We start from the raw sequence: 15,758 nt of genomic DNA, 5'->3' as shown, positions 1-15,758 counted from the left end.
ACGTCAGACTTTCAATTCTCTCTGGTGTTGTCCTGAATATTATTCAGCTACAACAGCGCTGTCAGCTACTACAGTATCAGCTGCCTGAGCTGCTGCCTCGGCTGCGGCTGCTTCAACAGCTGCGATAGAGTCAGCGATACGGATAGAATCAGCTGCTGCTTGTTCAGCGTTAGCTGCTTTGTTACCACAAGATGCGAAAGATACTGCTACGATAGCTGCTGCCATCAAAACTAATTTTTTCATTTTCTTTTTACTTTTAAAAACGTAATACAATCAATTGCTTTATTAAAACGCTGCAAAGGTATAGACTTTTTGGATACGTTGTTCTCGAAACCCCAACTTTTTTTATGTTTTTTTTGTGTCTTCTCCTCAGAAGGCCTGCAAAGAGGGGCGGGAAACGGGGAAGATGGACCGAAAGTAGGGAATTCGAATAATAATGTGTACCTTTGTGCCCGATACAGCTATAGGAAGATTTATGATTGATACCAATATATTCCAGAACAAGACAGCGGTTTATTATACGTTGGGCTGCAAGCTGAACTTCTCGGAGACGTCTACCATCGGCCGGACGCTGCGGGAAGCGGGAGTGCGTACGGCCCGGAAGGGCGAGAAGGCGGACATCTGTGTGGTGAATACCTGCTCGGTGACCGAGGTGGCCGACAAGAAGTGCCGCCAGACCATCCATCGGCTGGTGAAACAGCATCCGGGTGCCTTTGTGGTAGTGACAGGATGCTATGCACAGCTGAAGCCCGACACGGTGGCCCACATCGAAGGGGTGGACCTGGTGTTGGGAGCCGAGCAGAAAAAGGATATCCTGCAATACCTGGGCGATTTGCAGAAACATGAATCGGGCGAGGCCTTTACTTCGGCGTTGAAGGATATCCGTTCGTTTGCTCCGTCGTGTTCGCGGGGTGACCGCACCCGCTTCTTCCTGAAGGTGCAGGACGGTTGCGATTACTACTGTTCCTATTGTACTATTCCCTTTGCCCGCGGGCACAGCCGCAACGGCAGCATCGTTTCGCTGGTAGAGCAGGCCCGCCAGGCAGCCGCCGAAGGCGGAAAGGAGATTGTGCTGACGGGTGTCAACATTGGCGACTTCGGCAAGTCGACGGGAGAAACCTTCTTCGACCTGGTCAAGGCGCTGGACGAGGTGGAGGGCATCGAACGTTACCGCATTTCCTCCATCGAACCCAATCTGCTGACCGACGAAATCATAGACTTCGTGTCGCGGTCCAAGCGGTTCATGCCCCATTTCCACATCCCGTTGCAGTCGGGCTCCGACGCGGTGCTGAAGCTGATGCGCCGCCGCTACGACACGGCCCTGTTTGCAGCCAAGGTGCACAAAATCAAGGAGGTGATGCCCGATGCCTTTATCGGTGTGGATGTCATCGTGGGGACGCGCGGCGAGACGGAAGACTATTTTGAGGAGGCCTACCGCTTTATCGAAAGTCTGGACGTCACCCAGCTGCATGTGTTCAGCTATTCGGAACGTCCGGGTACGCAGGCGTTGAAGATAGACCATGTGGTGGCGCCCGAGGAAAAGCACCGCCGCAGCCAGCGGTTGCTGGAGCTGTCCGACCGGAAAACCAAGGCGTTTTATGAGAAGCATATCGGCCAGTGTCTGCCGGTGCTGCTGGAGAAATCCAAGCCCGGTACGCCCATGCACGGCTTTACGCCCAACTACATCCGGGTGGAAGTGCCGCACGACGATGCCTTGGACAACTGTGTGGTCACGCTCCGCCTGAAGGAATGGAACGACGACGGGACGGCCCTGAAGGGAGAACGGATATGAAACATCGCATTATCTATGGACTGACGTACGCGGGCATGTGGCTGCTGGCCTCTTTGCCTTTCAGCCTGCTGTATATCCTTTCGGACGGGCTGTACCTGCTGATGCGTCACGTGTTTCACTACCGTCGGAAGGTGGTCCGGCAAAATTTACGGAACTCCTTCCCCGAAAAGTCTGCCGGAGAGCTGAAGGAGATAGAACGGGAGTTCTACCATTACCTTTGCGACTACATGCTCGAGGAAGTCAAGATGATGCGCATGTCGTTTCGTGAACTGACGGGGCGCATGGAATATGTCAACAAGGAACTTTATCTGGAAATGATCGAGAAGCGGGGAGGCATCGTGCTGCTCATTCCCCATTATGCCAATTTCGAGTGGATAACGGGCATGAGTTCCATCATGCGTCCCGAAGACGTGCCGGTACAGGTCTACAAGCCTTTGCGCAATCCCTATCTGGACGAACTGTTCCAGCGCATCCGGTCGAGGTTCGGCGGATACAATGTGCCCAAACATGCCACGGCACGCGAACTGGTCAAGCTCCGCCGGGCCGGCAAGCGGATGGCTGTGGGACTGATTACCGACCAGTCGCCCAATGTGATAGAGGCCCATTACTGGACCACCTTCCTGCACCAGCCGACTGTATTCATGGACGGGGCGGAGCGGATAGCCAAGCTGATGGATTTCCCCGTCTTCTACTGTGACCTGCACCGCGTGTCGCGCGGATATTGCCGGGTGAACTTCGATCTGCTGGTGGAACACCCCAAGCAGACGGCCGACGGCGAGATTACCGAAATGTTTGCCCGCAGGCTGGAGAAGACTATCTGCGACAATCCTCCTTACTGGTTCTGGTCGCACAAGCGCTGGAAACTGAAACCCGAAAACATTGTTGCCCATCATGGATAAGATAGCTGTAGTCATTCTGAACTGGAACGGATGCGATATGCTCCGTTCGTTTCTGCCTTCCGTCGTAACCTGTTCCGGGGCCGACGGGGCGGTGGTATACGTGGCCGACAACGGGTCGACGGACGATTCGGTAGAGATGCTCCGCCGCGAGTTCCCTTCGGTCCGCCTCATACTGCTGGACCGGAATTACGGTTTTGCCGACGGGTACAACCGGGCTTTGCGGCAGGTGGAGGCCGAGTATGTCGTGCTGCTCAATTCCGATGTCGAAGTGACCGGCCGCTGGCTGCATCCGTTGGCGGCCTATATGGATGCCCATCTGGAAGTGGCGGGCTGCCAGCCCAAGCTGCTCAGTTGGAGAGACAGAAGCGCCTTTGAGTATGCCGGAGCGGCAGGTGGGTTCATCGACCGTTACGGCTACCCTTTCTGCCGGGGGCGTATCATGAGTACGGTGGAGCAGGATGATGGGCAATACGACGCGGTGGCGCCGGTCTTTTGGGCTACGGGGGCTGCCTTGTTCATCCGGCTCGAAGATTATTGGAAGGCCGGTGGGCTGGACGGTCGCTTCTTTGCCCACATGGAAGAGATTGACCTGTGCTGGCGGCTACGTGCCCGCGGCCGGCTGCTGGTGTGTGTGCCCCAGAGTGTGGTCTATCACGTCGGCGGTGCCACGCTGAAGAAAGAAAATCCGCGCAAGACCTTTCTCAACTTCCGCAACAACCTTCTGATGCTTTACAAGAACCTGCCGGAAGGAGAACTGAAGGGCGTGATGCGCGTCCGTTGGCTGCTCGACCAGGTGGCGGCCCTTGTCTTCCTGCTGAAAGGGCAGTGGCCCAATGCCCGTGCCGTCTGGCGCGCCCGCAGGGAGTTCCGCCGGCTTCGTCCGTCTTTCCGACCTTCGCGTGAGGAGAACATGGAAAAAGCCTGCACTCCGGTCATTCCCGAACGTACAGGCTATAGTTTGTTGCTCCGCTATTATTTGAAAGGGAAGAAGCGGTTTGCTGATTTGTAGAGGGGGGCATCATCTCCCTTCGTGTACCTCCACCCCCGCCGTTTCGATGTCGGCACCCATGGGCGGATTGCGCTTGGAGAGCTTCAGGTCGATGTGCTCGATGGCGGGGAAGTCGTCGAGCAGGCGGCGGATGATGCGGCCGGCCACGTGTTCCAGCAGTTTGGACGGAACGTCCATTTCCGTCTTTACAGCCTGGTAGATTTCCGCATAGTTCACGGTGTCTGTCATGTCGTCGCTCTCCATGGCACGGGCGATGTCGGTCTTCAGCCGTAGGGATACGGTGTATTCATTGCCTACGGTCGTTTCCTGAGGGGCTACCCCGTGATAGGCATAGAAGCGGAGATTTTCGAGCAGGATGTAGCTTTCCATATGTCGTTTGTCAATAGGGTTTTACCACACGATGGGAGTTTCCCCATGGGCGGTGAGGTATTCGTTGGTGCGGCTGAAGTGCTTGTTGCCGAAGAATCCGTTGTAGGCCGAGAGGGGAGACGGATGGGCCGAAGTCAGTACCAGATGGCGGTTGCGGTCGATGAAGGCGCCTTTACGCTGTGCGTATGCTCCCCAGAGGATGAATACCAGGTGTTCTTTCTCCTCGGCCAGCACTCGGATGGCAGCGTCGGTAAAGGTCTCCCAGCCGTGATTCTGGTGCGATCCGGCCTGATGGGCGCGTACGGTCAGCGTAGCGTTCAGCAGGAGGACGCCTTGTTGTGCCCAGCGGGTCAAGTTGCCGCTGGCGGGCATGTCAGTGCCGATGTCGCTTTTGATTTCCTTGAAGATGTTGACCAGCGAAGGCGGAAAGGCTACGCCGTCGTTCACCGAGAAGCAGAGGCCGTGAGCCTGTCCCGGGCCATGGTACGGGTCCTGCCCGATGATGACCACCTTTACGCGGTCGAAGGGGCAGAGGTTGAAGGCATTGAATATCAGCCTGCCCGGCGGGTAGACGGGGCCTTTGGCATATTCATCCCGCACGAAGTCGGTCAGTGTCTTGAAGTATTCTTTGTCGAATTCGGGTTGCAAGCGTTTCTTCCAGCTCTCTTCTATCTGAACATTCATGGTTTTCGTTGTGCGCATTATGGGTTAGACTTCAGCCTGCAAAATAACGCAGATTTCTGCACATAGGGAAACTTGTGCCCCTATATTTTGCAAAAATCTGCGTTTGCCGAATGTTCAGATGAGGTGGATGTTATGCTTGAGGCATTCCTCGCGCATGCTTTCGGGCCAGATGCTGGCCTGTATCTCGCCGATGTGTGCCTTGCGGAGGTAGTACATGCAGAGGCGCGACTGCCCGATACCGCCTCCGATGGACAGGGGCAGGGTGTCGTCCATCAGCCGTTTGTGGAAGTAGAGTTCCAGCCGTTTTTCTTCTCCCTCCAGCTTCAGTTGTCTGAGCAGGGCTTCCTTGTCCACGCGGATACCCATCGACGACAGTTCGATGCTGCGCTGCAGGGGCTCGTCCCACAGGAGCAGGTCGCCGTTCAGTCCTGGCAGGCCATTCAGTCCCGGAGTGGTGTAGTCGTCATAGTCCGGAGCGCGGCCGTCGTGCTTCTTCCCGTCGCCCAGTTTGCATCCGATGCCTACGATGAACACGGCGCCATACCGTTGGGTGATGGTATTCTCGCGTTCTTTGGGAGTGAGGTGCGGATAAAGCTGGCGCAGTTCTTCGGCGTGGATGAAGTGCAGCTTGTCCGGCAGGCAGGGCTTGATCTGGGGATACATTTCATATACCATGTATTCCGTGCGTACCATGGCGGCATAGATGCGGGTCACGATTTCCTTCAGGAAATCCACGTTGCGGTCTGCGGCGGTGATGACGCGCTCCCAGTCCCACTGGTCCACGTAGAGCGAGTGCAGGTTGCCCAGCTCTTCGTCGGCACGGATGGCGTTCATGTCCGTATAGATGCCGTAGCCGGGCTCGATGTTGTATTCGGCCAGCGTCAGTCGTTTCCACTTGGCCAGCGAGTGCACCACTTCGGCCTGGGCGTCGCCCAGGTCCTTGATAGGGAAGGATACGGGTCGCTCCACGCCGTTCAGGTCGTCGTTGATACCCATGCCTTTCAGTACGAACAGCGGAGCCGTGACACGCCGCAGACGGAGTTCGGACGATAGGTTCATCTGGAAGAACTCTTTGATCTGCTTGATGCCCAGCTCGGTCTGCTTCAAGTCCAGCAGGGGCTTATAGTTTTTTGGGGTTATCAGGTAACTCATGCGGTTATGTTTTTGTTATGGGGTTGTTAATATGTCCGGCAAATATAGACAAAATATTGATTGTTGAATGATATTTTGTGAATAAAATATCAATATGACCATAAATTTTGCATTTGTGTTTCATTTTAATAGTGCTGGTCGAAGCCTCCCAAAGGAAAAATTACTTGAAAAAAGCGGGCATACATTAGGAGGATGCTGATATTTTTTATACTTTTGCCTCGCAATTGAGGCCTGGTAGCTTAGTGAATAGAGCGTCAGATTCCGGTTCTGAAGGTCGTGGGTTTGAGTCCCACCCGGGTCACCGACAAAAAATCCGCTGATTGTCAGCGGTTTTTTTTGTTTGTGGTGACATCAAAGTGTATAGATAAGGAATAAAGGCTATATTTGCATATGTTTGTAAGCGTTGCGTCCGGCGGATTGCAGAAACGTATGCGGTAGTTGAAAGGGCTGCTGATATTGGTTTGAAAAATGTGCTGGCCGACTGCCACAAGAGTTCAAGGTAAGAAATCAATGATTGAGAACGTTGGATGAAATAACAAAAAGAACAGTAACATGAGAAACAAGATGTTTGCATGCGTTGTCGGCTGCGGCTTGGCTCTGGCTTCGGCAGAAAGCTTTGCGGCGCAGCAGGAACAACCGAAAATGCCTTATTGGCAGGACCTTCAGACGGTATCTGTCAATCGGGAGGCGCCCCGAACGTCGTTCATGACCTATGACGACCGTGAGGCCGCCCTGAGTGGTAAATACGAGAACAGCCGCTTCTACCGGCTGCTGAACGGAACGTGGAAGTTCCTGTATTCCGATTCCCATCGCAGGCTGCCTGCCGATGTGACTTCGGCTACAGCAGACCTGGCAGGGTGGTGTGACATCCAGGTGCCGGGCAACTGGGAAGTACAGGGACATGGCGTGGCCATCTATACCAACCAGTGGTTTGAGTTCAAGGCCAGCGACCCTCAGCCGCCGCTGTTGCCCGACGACATTCCGGTGGGTGTCTACCGACGCGAGATAGATATACCGGCCGAGTGGTTACAGACAAGAGATGTCTACCTCCATCTGGCCGGAGCCAAGTCGGGTGTCTATGTCTATATCAACGGGCAGGAAGTGGGATATAACGAAGATTCCAAGAATCCGGCCGAATTCCTGATCAATTCTTATGTAAAGCCGGGCAAGAACAGCCTGGTGCTGAAAATCTTCCGTTGGAGCACGGGTTCGTATCTGGAGTGTCAGGACTTCTGGCGTCTGAGCGGTATCGAACGCGATGTCTTCCTCTATGCACAGCCTAAGGTGGCCGTCAAGGATTTCCGGGTTATATCGACCCTGGACGACACTTACAAGGACGGTATCTTCCGCCTGGCAGTGGACATGAGAAACCGGGCAGCCGGACAGAAATCTGTAAAGGTGGGTTACGAGCTGCTCGATGCCGAAGGCCGTTCGGTGGCAAATGCGGTTCAGGAGTGCAGCCTGCCTGCCGGTGGTGTACAGACTGTGGACTTCAGCACAACGCTGGCCGGTGTGAAGACATGGACTGCGGAGCACCCCAACCTATACAAACTGCTGATGACGGTCGAGGAAGACGGAAAGGTGACCGAAATCGTTCCCTTCCACGTTGGGTTCCGTCGCATCGAAATCAAGCAGATTGACCAGCTGGCCAAGAACGGAAAGCCCTATACCGTGCTGCTCATCAATGGACAGCCGTTGAAACTCAAGGGTGTGAACATCCATGAGCACAACGAGGCTACGGGACACTACGTACCCGAGGAGCTGATGCGGAAAGACTTCGAGCTGATGAAACGCTACAACATCAATACGGTTCGTCTGGCTCACTATCCGCAGGACCGCCGTTTCTATGAACTGTGCGATGAATACGGCCTGTATGTATATGATGAGGCCAACATCGAGTCGCACGGCATGTTCTACGACTTGCGCAAGGGGGGAACGCTGGGCAACAACCCCGAATGGCTGAAGCCCCACCTCTACCGTACGGAGAATATGTATGAGCGCAACAAGAACTATCCTTCAGTAACCTTCTGGTCGCTGGGTAATGAAGCCGGTAACGGATATAACTTCTACCAGACCTATCTGTGGGTGAAGGAACGGGAAAAAGACCTGATGAACCGTCCCGTGAACTACGAACGTGCCCAGTGGGAGTGGAACTCCGACATGTACGTGCCCCAGTATCCCAGTGCCGAATGGCTGGCCTATATCGGTGCGAACGGTTCGGACCGTCCGGTCGTTCCGTCAGAATATTCGCATGCGATGGGCAATTCCAACGGTAACCTGTGGGACCAGTGGAAGGAAATCTACAAGTATCCCAACCTGCAGGGCGGATACATCTGGGACTGGGTGGACCAGGGTATTCTGGAAACAGACGCGGCCGGCCGTCCCTATTGGGCTTATGGAGGCGATTATGGAGTGGATATGCCAAGCGACGGTAACTTCTGCTGCAACGGTCTGGTAGCTCCCGACCGCACGCCGCATCCGGCTATGGCTGAAGTGAAATACGCGTATCAGAACGTGGCTTTCGAGGCGGTGGATGCTGCAGCAGGCAAATTCCGTGTGCTGAACCGATTCTATTTTACGGATCTGAAAGACTACGACATCCTGTACGAAGTGCAGGTCAATGGAGAGACCCGCAAGAAAGGCCGTCTGAACATGGTGGTAGCACCGCAGCAGTCTGCCGAGTTCTCCATTCCGGTATCGGGCTTCCGCCTTAAGGCAGGGACGGAATGCTTCGTGCGTTTCGGTGTGGTGACCCGCCTGGCCGAGCCGTTGGTTCCCAAAGGCTATGAAGTGGCCTGCGAGCAGTTCCGCTTGTCGGCAGCACAGCCCGAACTGGCCTACAAGGCATCGGGCCCGAAGCTGACAGATAGCCGCGAGGGAGACCGCATTGTGATTTCTTCGTCCAAAGTGCGTTTCGTGTTCGATGCGGCAGCGGGCAAGGTGACCTCCTATTGCGTGGACGGCATGGAATATGTGTCCGACGGATTTGGTATCCAGCCCAACTTCTGGCGTGCGCCCAATGACAACGATTATGGAAACAGCAACCCCAAGCGTCTGCAGATATGGAAGCAGGCCAGTCATGACTTCCGCATCAGTTCGGCTGACGTGAAGAAAGACGGTGACACCCGTATCCTGAGCGTGGTGTACGACCTTCCCACCCGGAACGAATACTTCGTGAACTACCGTATTTATCCGGACGGCGTGGTCAACGTATCGTTGAAGTTCACCCCGACCGATTTCAAGGCTGTGAAGACCGAAGTGCTGGAAGATACCAATCTGGCAACCTATACACCGGGCAAGAAAAAGGCAGACGGCAGTCAGCTCGAATTGCCCCGTCTGGGCGTACGCTTCCGGATGCCGGCCTCGCTGCATCAGGTGGAATATTTCGGCCGTGGTCCTGAAGAAAACTACATCGACCGCAATGCCGGTTCCATGATTGGCCGTTACACGACGACTGCCGAAGACATGTACGTTCGCTACGTGCGTCCGCAGGAGAACGGCCACCGTACCGATACGCGTTGGGTGGCCTTCTCGGACGGCAAGCGGAAGGGCCTGCTGGTAGTGGCCGACAGCATCATCGGCTTCAATGCCTTGCGCAACACGGTGGAGGATTTCGACAGTGAAGAGTCTTCTCATCCTTACCAGTGGCGCAACCGCTCTCCGCAGGAGATTGCCGACAAGAATGAAGCCGAAGCCCGCAACGTCATGCGCCGTCAGACCCACGTGAACGACATCGTTCCGCGCAATTTCGTGGAAGTCTGCCTGGACATGAAGCAGCAGGGCGTGGCCGGTTACGACAGCTGGGGGGCCAAGGTACAGCCGGGCTACACCATCCCTGCCAACCGCCTGTACACCTGGGGCTTTACGCTGGTTCCCGTCAAAGGCGGAAACTACGACAAGGCGTTGCAGTATAGGTATTGAGAAAGAATGTAGGTGATATTCGAAGCCGGCAGTCGGATACGGGCGAAGGTGCGTATCGCTGCCGGCTTCGCTTTGTTTGAAAAGCAGATAGTCTTGGAAACCCGGAATGCGGCAGCCTTTCCCCGTTTCCTGTGCGAGGAAACGCCCGTTCCCCTATAAGGAAACAGGCGTTCCCTTTCAATGGTAACGGTCGTTCCCTTCAATGGTAACGACCGTTTCCTTATAGGGGAAACGGAGTTCCCCCTGCGGAAATACGCGGAAACATGCCGCGAGGGCAGGGGAGTCCGTCGTTTATTCCCAGACAAAGCAGTCGGTGTAACCGTCGAAACAGTTCTCGTCCGGTGCTCCCAGCGAGCGGAGCACGGAACGTACCTGCTTCTGTTCGGCGGGCGGGAGCAGCCGGTCTCCCTTGCGCGAGGCGTAATAGTTCTTTCTTCCCATCTTTCCTATCATCCGTTCGCGGAAAGCAGCCGCCTGCTTCACTGACAGCTCGTCGATGATTCGGGCAAATCCTTTGGCATAGCGCACCTTGGTGTTGGGGCAATAGTATTTGCATTTTCCCTGCGCCTGCCCGGCCATGTGTGGCACCAGCATCCAGACGAAAGCCTTGTCGGCAGGCAGGTGTTCATAGGCGATGTGGCGCAGGCAGGTCGCAGCCTGCGGGCAGCTGGCCATGCAATGGCCGAATCCGCGGGGTACTACAGAGTAATCGAAATTTTCCATGGTTTGTACGATTGGTTTTCTATTTGTTCCAAAGGTACGGAAAAGCTTGTGGAGTGGCAAATGGAAAAGTAATTTTTAAATTGGCCTTTCATATAATTCTACGGGCCTATTTAACCATATTAGCTACTATTTGCTTAAACACTTCACCTGCCATCATTCCACTTGCAGGGACTTTCTCCTTGTGGATAGAAATAATAATGGAATATTGAGGATCTTCAGCGGGGAAATAACCACAAAACTCTATTATGTGACTGCCATCTTCCAGTTGCAAAGCTCCTGTCTTTCCTGCAATTTGTACCTTGTCTGATTTAGCCGATTGCCCCAGTCCATCAGTAACCACATATTTTAACGCCTGTTTCAAACTGTCTGTATTTGCCTTGCTTGCTATATCTCCATTCTTAGCAATCTCGTTATATAAGGTAAGCATCTTAATAGTAGTCAAACTATCTAAATCAACTCCCATTTTCTTTAACTGGGCTTGATATGCCTGTTCATTGCCGAAAGCTTTTTCTATCGTTTTATAAGTAGCGACATTTGAACTGACCGCCAATCCCTGCTGGATGGTGATTGCACTATATCCACCTCTATGCCAGTTATGGTCTTTTATCTCCATTCCATTTGCTGAATAAATACCATTTCCAACGTTTACCGTATCAGACAGTTTGACTTTCCCTGTTTCTAATGCAGCCAATATGGATATGGGTTGTATCAACCCCTCTGTTTGTGTTTGAGGTAGATTCTCACTTGGCTGGTAGTTTGCACTATCCTTCCTCTCAAGTCCAACCATCGCTTTAATCTGCCCTGTCTGAACTTCCATAATGATAGCTTGTCCAGATAGGGCATTTAATTCTGATAGATTGTGTTTTAAGATAAAGGTTGCGTTTGTTTGTAATATGCTGTCTATAGCTACGTCTCTTTTAACTCCTTGCGGTTTGAATTGGCAGGAGGCTGTCAAATAAAATAAAATTAGTAAACAACTAATAATCTGTTTTATATATTTATCGTTCTTGTAATCCATAAACCCACATGAGATCATTGAAATCAACGTAAAGCTGTTTGCTTCCATCAGATTGTACTCTAAGTCGTATTTGGCAACGTAACCCATCTTTGTTTACGCATTGAAATAAAAAGGAAGTACCTCCGTCATTATCTTTTTCTTCTCCTGTATATTCATATATATCATATTCTTGCATTGTTTCACTATATATGTTTATGATATTTCTGTCTAAACTAATGACTACAAGCATATGAGATTCCTGCCAATCGCTCCAGTTTGTCCATCTGCTGTTTTCATAAAATTTGTAAGCAAAACTGTTAGTATAATATTTGTAGGTTTGCGCTTTTAATGAACAAACCAAAAACAACATTATTGTTAGTAAAAATATCTTCTTCATAAGATTATCCAAATAATTTTCCAAATAGCCATAAAATGAGTAGTATTCCTGCTCCCCATATAAATATTTGGAATAGGATATATCCACATCCCATGCCACTCATGATGGCGCCAGAAAAAGCACCAGCGCCTCTTTCTCCGTTTTTAGAGTTTGAAGCTCCCCATATAGCACCAATAATGATTGCAATAATAATAATCCAAATCCACATAATATTTTATTTATTTAATATGTTTATTTGTGCAGATTGCCCAAATTATCCCTCCTACATTTATAATATTGTACAAAATGATAAGCCCTATAGAAAAGGGCATTTCTTTAGCAACTCCACATGTTATTCCAATAGCAAGTAATGAGATATAACCAATCTCATTATCTTCATATATGCTAGCAATAAAAGACACTATTCCTGCAATAATAGAATAGGTTATAAATTCATATGAGGCCAAATCCTTTAAGGTGGTTTCATTCGTTATTTCTATCATTGAAAACACAATATCTTTAGCAATCCAGCCACCACCAAAATATATTATGATTCCTACGATTATCCATATTATTTTTCCCATATTATTGCTTCTTAAATACTACACTTCCTAAAACACTATTTTCGATTAATAGTCCATTGTTCTGCTTAAAAGTTGATTCTTCTCCATTTATATTTATTTTGATAGTAGAATTATTTGAACTTTCCCAAGTGAAGCCAACTTTTTGTGTATTAGTTATTCCTTCAACTATGAATAATCCACTTCCATCGCTATTAAATTTCCATGTGGAGAGTCCGTAGTCGTCACTTGTATCAGCTCTGTACTCTTGCCAAGTACCAATTATGGAGCTTAAATCTTGTGATTTATTTCCACAAGAACTTAACTCTGTACACAATCCGACGGCTAATAGAATTGTTAATAATCTTAGTGTTTTCATTTTTTTTGTTTTTTAATTAGGATATAAATTTGGTATACAATTGTAATCTTTTAAATGATGTGCTAAACGATAAGCTTTATGTAGTTCAGTATGTAGTTCAGTATTTATATCATCAGCAGAATACTTCATTCCATATTTTAGGGATTCTGTATGTTGTTTCTGTCTGCAATGGCAACCACCGAATAAAAAAGAACGCTTAAAGCGGTAAGAGATATTAGTAATTTCATCTTTTGATAAGTTGTGCTTATCTGTTCCCTTTGATAAGCTGTAAATAAAAAAGGTGTGGGAACTTATTGGTTTTATCCTACATTCAGGTCTTCGCATTACCTCTAGCATGGATAAAACAATAGCCCACACCAAATTGATAATATCTAAAGACCTTATATAACAATACAAGGCAGGTATGTATCAAATGGTGCGGTGCTATTGCTATCATCTTCATGCTAGTTTTCAAAGTTGCGAAGTTTGAATGTAGAAGATAATTTCAATAACACCTTTCGTTAATCATATGTCCTTTCAAGGCTTGACGCAACAAGCTTCCTGAAATTGTGGCAAAGTTAGCGAAAGGTTTTGAATTGTAATGGCTTTGAGACGAATAAATTTTATTTGCAGCTTTATTTGTCGTTTCTTCAACGTTATTTGGACTGGTGTGCAGGGTATTCGGGCACTTGTTTTCTTGTTTCATATTCAGTTCGTATTACATGATTGGACAATCTGTTTACTGTGACAAACGGTAGAGACTATATCTCTTTTCCCGTTTGTTGCCGCAAAGTTAGAGGGGGAAACTGATTTGTTGAAACAAAAAATGGTAAGTTATGGACGGGGGAAAATAATTAACTGTTTTTCTGGAGAGTGGTGTGTCCTGACGGAGGAGGGAATAATCAGAATTGAATGATGTCGCCTTCTTCGCAGTTTAATTGGGGGATATTTTCTTCCGTCCAGTCTATTTTCCCTTTGCTCCATGCTTCGTATGGAATGAAAATCAAAGGAATCAGCCTGTCGGTTCCATTGATGCAGAATTTTCCTATATCGGTGGTATGATGGCTGATTTTTTCGTAGACAGCCATCAGCTGCCAGTAGCGTTTGTTGGTCAGCTCTTCTTTGGAAAGATCGACAAGTTTCATCAGATAGAGAATCAACTCTACTTCTTTGGTGGATACTTGTGCATCTTTCTTTCTCTTCATGGGAAAGTATCGGTTCAGGAATACAGTCAAATCGTGGACGAAGTAGCTTTGCAGGACAGATTTATTGGAAAGCTGGTCCCATGAAACGATTCTTTCTATTTCGTAGGATTTGCAGTCGCTTGTCTTTTGTGATTCAGCGTTTCCATTATTGCCTTTATCAGGGTAGAACTGGTGCTTTCTGTCGTGGTGCCGTCCGCGTTGGTAAATGTGATTTTGGTTACGTTATTCAACGCGGAAAGGGTTTCTTGTATGCGGGGCTTCAGTAGGAATACATAGCGGGATTTTCCTCTCATGACAAGAAAGATGGCGAGGATGAAGAGATTGAACATGCAGACCTGTTTCCCCTCGGATTCCAGTTCGTTTTGCAGCTTGCTCAGCTTGGAGTCGTTCCCTTAGATTTGCGCAATAAAAGGAAATACGGTTGGAATGATTACTTTTGTTGTGTGAAAGAAACAGACCAGCCAACTGCAAGGTAAACCATGCTCGTTCCAGATAAAATCTATATTCTGTTTTGGACCTTGCAGTTAACAGTCAAAAAGCCACATAGAAAACTTTGCCTTTTTACCCTAAAGGTAATGGTAGTTAAGGGAGATGGCTCACGGCTGTTGTAGCTGACCTGTTTAAAAATTAAAGAATATGGCAAAGTTAATCATTGGAATTGATTTCAGCAAGGAAAAAATGAATTACTGCTGCATGGAAAGTGAAAGTATGTCTATCCTTCAGGAAGGCGAGGTAGAAAACAGCCGCAAGGGATGTGCCCAGATGACAGGCCGCCTACGTAGTCTGTACAAGGGGCTGAAAGCGGCCGATTTCCTGTTCTGCGGTGAAAATACCGGGATGTACAGCATGGAGGTCGTTGAATGCTTCACCCAAAGGAAATATTTGTTTTGGCTGGAGAATCCGCTTCAGATCAAGTTGAGCAGCGGCATACAGCGCAGCAAGACGGACAGACTTGATGCGCGCATGATTGCCGAATACGCCTGCCGGCACCGTGACAAGGCAAAGGGATGCACCCTTCCCGACAAAGGTCTGAAAAAATTGCGGGAACTCCATCTGACAAGAAGAATGCTGAAGGAATGTGAGGTCAAATTACGCAATTTCTCCGGCAGTACGTCAAAGGCCTCCTCCGAAGCATCCAAAGCCCTTCGGAAAGTGATGAAAGCCATTATGGAGTCCGTCAAGTCCTTGGAGAAAGAGATACGTGAAACTCTAATGGAAGAAGACGAGTTCAAGGAAAATACGGAACTGGCGCTCAGCGTCCCCGGCATATCGTGGGTAACAGCATCAGCCATCATTCTGGATACGAGAAACTTTACGAGATTCGATAGCGCCCGCCAGTATGCCAACCATACGGGATGTGTTCCCCATGAACATTCATCCGGCACAAGTATCAACAAGAAGCCCAGAGTGAGCAAGGCATCGAACCGTTATGTCAATTCCCTGCTCACACAAGGTGCACTCTCGTTGTTAACACATAATCCCCGGACAAAGGAGTATGCACAGAGAAAAAAAGCGGAAGGAAAACCCTTCGGATTCATAGTCAATAACATACGCAATAAAACAATACATCGACTGTTCGCTGTCATACGCAACAAAACACCTTTCTGTTGGGACTATGTGAAGGGAAGTCCTACAAGTTGTGTTAACTTATTGCAAAAAGATGTTGTTACATTTGCGTAAATCATAGAAAACAGAATGAGGGGGATGATTTTT

At 49.7% G+C, this 15,758-nt stretch carries 17 protein-coding genes and 1 tRNA gene; 6 read left to right on the top strand and 12 right to left on the bottom strand.

Annotated elements, in window-relative coordinates; translation table 11 throughout:
• Positions 1-39: 39 nt before the first annotated feature.
• Positions 40-243: a hypothetical protein gene (locus tag BQ7483_RS01745; protein ID WP_021847091.1), complete on the bottom strand. Its 204-nt coding sequence runs from the start codon at positions 241-243 to the stop codon at positions 40-42.
• Between the two features lie 232 nt (positions 244-475).
• On the opposite strand from BQ7483_RS01745, the gene mtaB reads away from it, so the two are divergent.
• From mtaB to BQ7483_RS01730, 3 genes are read left to right on the top strand one after another with little or no spacing between them, the layout of a single operon-like run.
• Positions 476-1,792 carry a tRNA (N(6)-L-threonylcarbamoyladenosine(37)-C(2))-methylthiotransferase MtaB gene (gene mtaB, locus BQ7483_RS01740; protein ID WP_072544619.1) on the top strand — a complete coding sequence of 439 codons (1,317 nt, stop codon included), beginning with the start codon at positions 476-478 and terminating at the stop codon, positions 1,790-1,792.
• Positions 1,789-2,691, top strand: a complete 903-nt coding sequence (locus tag BQ7483_RS01735) for a lysophospholipid acyltransferase family protein (RefSeq protein ID WP_072544618.1) — start codon at positions 1,789-1,791, stop codon at positions 2,689-2,691. The genes mtaB and BQ7483_RS01735 overlap by 4 nt, the downstream gene beginning before the upstream one ends.
• Entirely contained in the window at positions 2,684-3,700 is a 1,017-nt protein-coding gene (locus BQ7483_RS01730) for a glycosyltransferase family 2 protein (RefSeq protein WP_072544676.1), read from the top strand. The genes BQ7483_RS01735 and BQ7483_RS01730 overlap by 8 nt, the downstream gene beginning before the upstream one ends.
• Positions 3,701-3,709: 9 nt before the next feature.
• Here the strand turns inward: BQ7483_RS01730 and folB are convergent, their stop codons facing one another.
• From folB to asnA, 3 genes are all read right to left on the bottom strand, one after another.
• Positions 3,710-4,069, bottom strand: coding sequence for a dihydroneopterin aldolase (gene folB / locus BQ7483_RS01725; RefSeq protein ID WP_072544617.1), 360 nt, complete (start codon positions 4,067-4,069; stop codon positions 3,710-3,712).
• A gap of 21 nt (positions 4,070-4,090) precedes the next feature.
• Entirely contained in the window at positions 4,091-4,753 is a 663-nt protein-coding gene (ung, locus tag BQ7483_RS01720; RefSeq protein WP_072544616.1) for a uracil-DNA glycosylase, read from the bottom strand.
• Positions 4,754-4,867: 114 nt separating this feature from the next.
• Positions 4,868-5,905 carry an aspartate--ammonia ligase gene (gene asnA, locus BQ7483_RS01715; protein ID WP_022021209.1) on the bottom strand — a complete coding sequence of 346 codons (1,038 nt, stop codon included), beginning with the start codon at positions 5,903-5,905 and terminating at the stop codon, positions 4,868-4,870.
• Positions 5,906-6,133: 228 nt separating this feature from the next.
• Between asnA and BQ7483_RS01710 the strand changes: the two genes are divergently transcribed.
• A tRNA-Arg gene (locus BQ7483_RS01710) sits at positions 6,134-6,206 on the top strand.
• Positions 6,207-6,457: 251 nt separating this feature from the next.
• On the top strand, positions 6,458-9,826 hold the full coding sequence (locus tag BQ7483_RS01705) for a glycoside hydrolase family 2 TIM barrel-domain containing protein (protein ID WP_072544615.1): 3,369 nt from the start codon (positions 6,458-6,460) through the stop codon (positions 9,824-9,826).
• A gap of 291 nt (positions 9,827-10,117) precedes the next feature.
• Here BQ7483_RS01705 and BQ7483_RS01700 read toward each other — a convergent pair whose 3' ends face one another.
• From BQ7483_RS01700 to BQ7483_RS01675, 8 genes are all read right to left on the bottom strand, one after another.
• The gene (locus BQ7483_RS01700) at positions 10,118-10,549 is read right to left on the bottom strand and encodes a DUF6078 family protein (protein ID WP_072544614.1); all 432 of its coding nucleotides are present in this window, start codon (positions 10,547-10,549) and stop codon (positions 10,118-10,120) included.
• Between the two features lie 106 nt (positions 10,550-10,655).
• Positions 10,656-11,567, bottom strand: a complete 912-nt coding sequence (locus tag BQ7483_RS01695; protein WP_139247500.1) for a penicillin-binding transpeptidase domain-containing protein — start codon at positions 11,565-11,567, stop codon at positions 10,656-10,658.
• Positions 11,548-11,943: a hypothetical protein gene (locus tag BQ7483_RS17425; RefSeq protein ID WP_139247499.1), complete on the bottom strand. Its 396-nt coding sequence runs from the start codon at positions 11,941-11,943 to the stop codon at positions 11,548-11,550. The genes BQ7483_RS01695 and BQ7483_RS17425 overlap by 20 nt, the downstream gene beginning before the upstream one ends.
• A gap of 4 nt (positions 11,944-11,947) precedes the next feature.
• Entirely contained in the window at positions 11,948-12,151 is a 204-nt protein-coding gene (locus BQ7483_RS01690; protein ID WP_072544613.1) for a hypothetical protein, read from the bottom strand.
• A 10-nt stretch (positions 12,152-12,161) separates the two neighbouring features.
• Complete coding sequence (locus BQ7483_RS01685; RefSeq protein WP_072544612.1) at positions 12,162-12,506, bottom strand: hypothetical protein; 345 nt, start codon at positions 12,504-12,506, stop codon at positions 12,162-12,164.
• Between the two features lies 1 nt (position 12,507).
• Positions 12,508-12,861 carry a hypothetical protein gene (locus tag BQ7483_RS01680; RefSeq protein WP_072544611.1) on the bottom strand — a complete coding sequence of 118 codons (354 nt, stop codon included), beginning with the start codon at positions 12,859-12,861 and terminating at the stop codon, positions 12,508-12,510.
• 484 nt (positions 12,862-13,345) lie between these two features.
• Entirely contained in the window at positions 13,346-13,546 is a 201-nt protein-coding gene (locus BQ7483_RS17420) for a hypothetical protein (protein ID WP_139247498.1), read from the bottom strand.
• A gap of 196 nt (positions 13,547-13,742) precedes the next feature.
• Positions 13,743-14,045, bottom strand: coding sequence for a hypothetical protein (locus BQ7483_RS01675; RefSeq protein ID WP_139247497.1), 303 nt, complete (start codon positions 14,043-14,045; stop codon positions 13,743-13,745).
• Between the two features lie 636 nt (positions 14,046-14,681).
• On the opposite strand from BQ7483_RS01675, the gene BQ7483_RS01665 reads away from it, so the two are divergent.
• Entirely contained in the window at positions 14,682-15,725 is a 1,044-nt protein-coding gene (locus tag BQ7483_RS01665; protein WP_072544395.1) for an IS110 family RNA-guided transposase, read from the top strand.
• Positions 15,726-15,758: the final 33 nt, after the last annotated feature.

Origin of the sequence: Mediterranea massiliensis (assembly GCF_900128475.1) — a bacterium.
In the GTDB taxonomy this organism is placed as follows: domain Bacteria; phylum Bacteroidota; class Bacteroidia; order Bacteroidales; family Bacteroidaceae; genus Bacteroides; species Bacteroides massiliensis_E.
The sequence above is the reverse complement of the archived record's forward strand: the minus strand, read 5'-3'. Positions and strand labels throughout refer to the sequence as shown.

Excerpts from the sequence above, each read along its gene's own strand:
- BQ7483_RS01745 (WP_021847091.1), bottom strand. The coding sequence starts at position 243 with ATGAAAAAATTAGTTTTGATGGCAGCAGCTATCGTAGCAGTATCTTTC.
- mtaB (WP_072544619.1), top strand. The coding sequence starts at position 476 with ATGATTGATACCAATATATTCCAGAACAAGACAGCGGTTTATTATACG.
- BQ7483_RS01735 (WP_072544618.1), top strand. The coding sequence starts at position 1,789 with ATGAAACATCGCATTATCTATGGACTGACGTACGCGGGCATGTGGCTG.
- BQ7483_RS01730 (WP_072544676.1), top strand. The coding sequence starts at position 2,684 with ATGGATAAGATAGCTGTAGTCATTCTGAACTGGAACGGATGCGATATG.
- folB (WP_072544617.1), bottom strand. The coding sequence starts at position 4,069 with ATGGAAAGCTACATCCTGCTCGAAAATCTCCGCTTCTATGCCTATCAC.
- ung (WP_072544616.1), bottom strand. The coding sequence starts at position 4,753 with ATGAATGTTCAGATAGAAGAGAGCTGGAAGAAACGCTTGCAACCCGAA.
- asnA (WP_022021209.1), bottom strand. The coding sequence starts at position 5,905 with ATGAGTTACCTGATAACCCCAAAAAACTATAAGCCCCTGCTGGACTTG.
- BQ7483_RS01705 (WP_072544615.1), top strand. The coding sequence starts at position 6,458 with ATGAGAAACAAGATGTTTGCATGCGTTGTCGGCTGCGGCTTGGCTCTG.
- BQ7483_RS01700 (WP_072544614.1), bottom strand. The coding sequence starts at position 10,549 with ATGGAAAATTTCGATTACTCTGTAGTACCCCGCGGATTCGGCCATTGC.
- BQ7483_RS01695 (WP_139247500.1), bottom strand. The coding sequence starts at position 11,567 with ATGGATTACAAGAACGATAAATATATAAAACAGATTATTAGTTGTTTA.
- BQ7483_RS17425 (WP_139247499.1), bottom strand. The coding sequence starts at position 11,943 with ATGAAGAAGATATTTTTACTAACAATAATGTTGTTTTTGGTTTGTTCA.
- BQ7483_RS01690 (WP_072544613.1), bottom strand. The coding sequence starts at position 12,151 with ATGTGGATTTGGATTATTATTATTGCAATCATTATTGGTGCTATATGG.
- BQ7483_RS01685 (WP_072544612.1), bottom strand. The coding sequence starts at position 12,506 with ATGGGAAAAATAATATGGATAATCGTAGGAATCATAATATATTTTGGT.
- BQ7483_RS01680 (WP_072544611.1), bottom strand. The coding sequence starts at position 12,861 with ATGAAAACACTAAGATTATTAACAATTCTATTAGCCGTCGGATTGTGT.
- BQ7483_RS17420 (WP_139247498.1), bottom strand. The coding sequence starts at position 13,546 with ATGAAACAAGAAAACAAGTGCCCGAATACCCTGCACACCAGTCCAAAT.
- BQ7483_RS01675 (WP_139247497.1), bottom strand. The coding sequence starts at position 14,045 with ATGAAGAGAAAGAAAGATGCACAAGTATCCACCAAAGAAGTAGAGTTG.
- BQ7483_RS01665 (WP_072544395.1), top strand. The coding sequence starts at position 14,682 with ATGGCAAAGTTAATCATTGGAATTGATTTCAGCAAGGAAAAAATGAAT.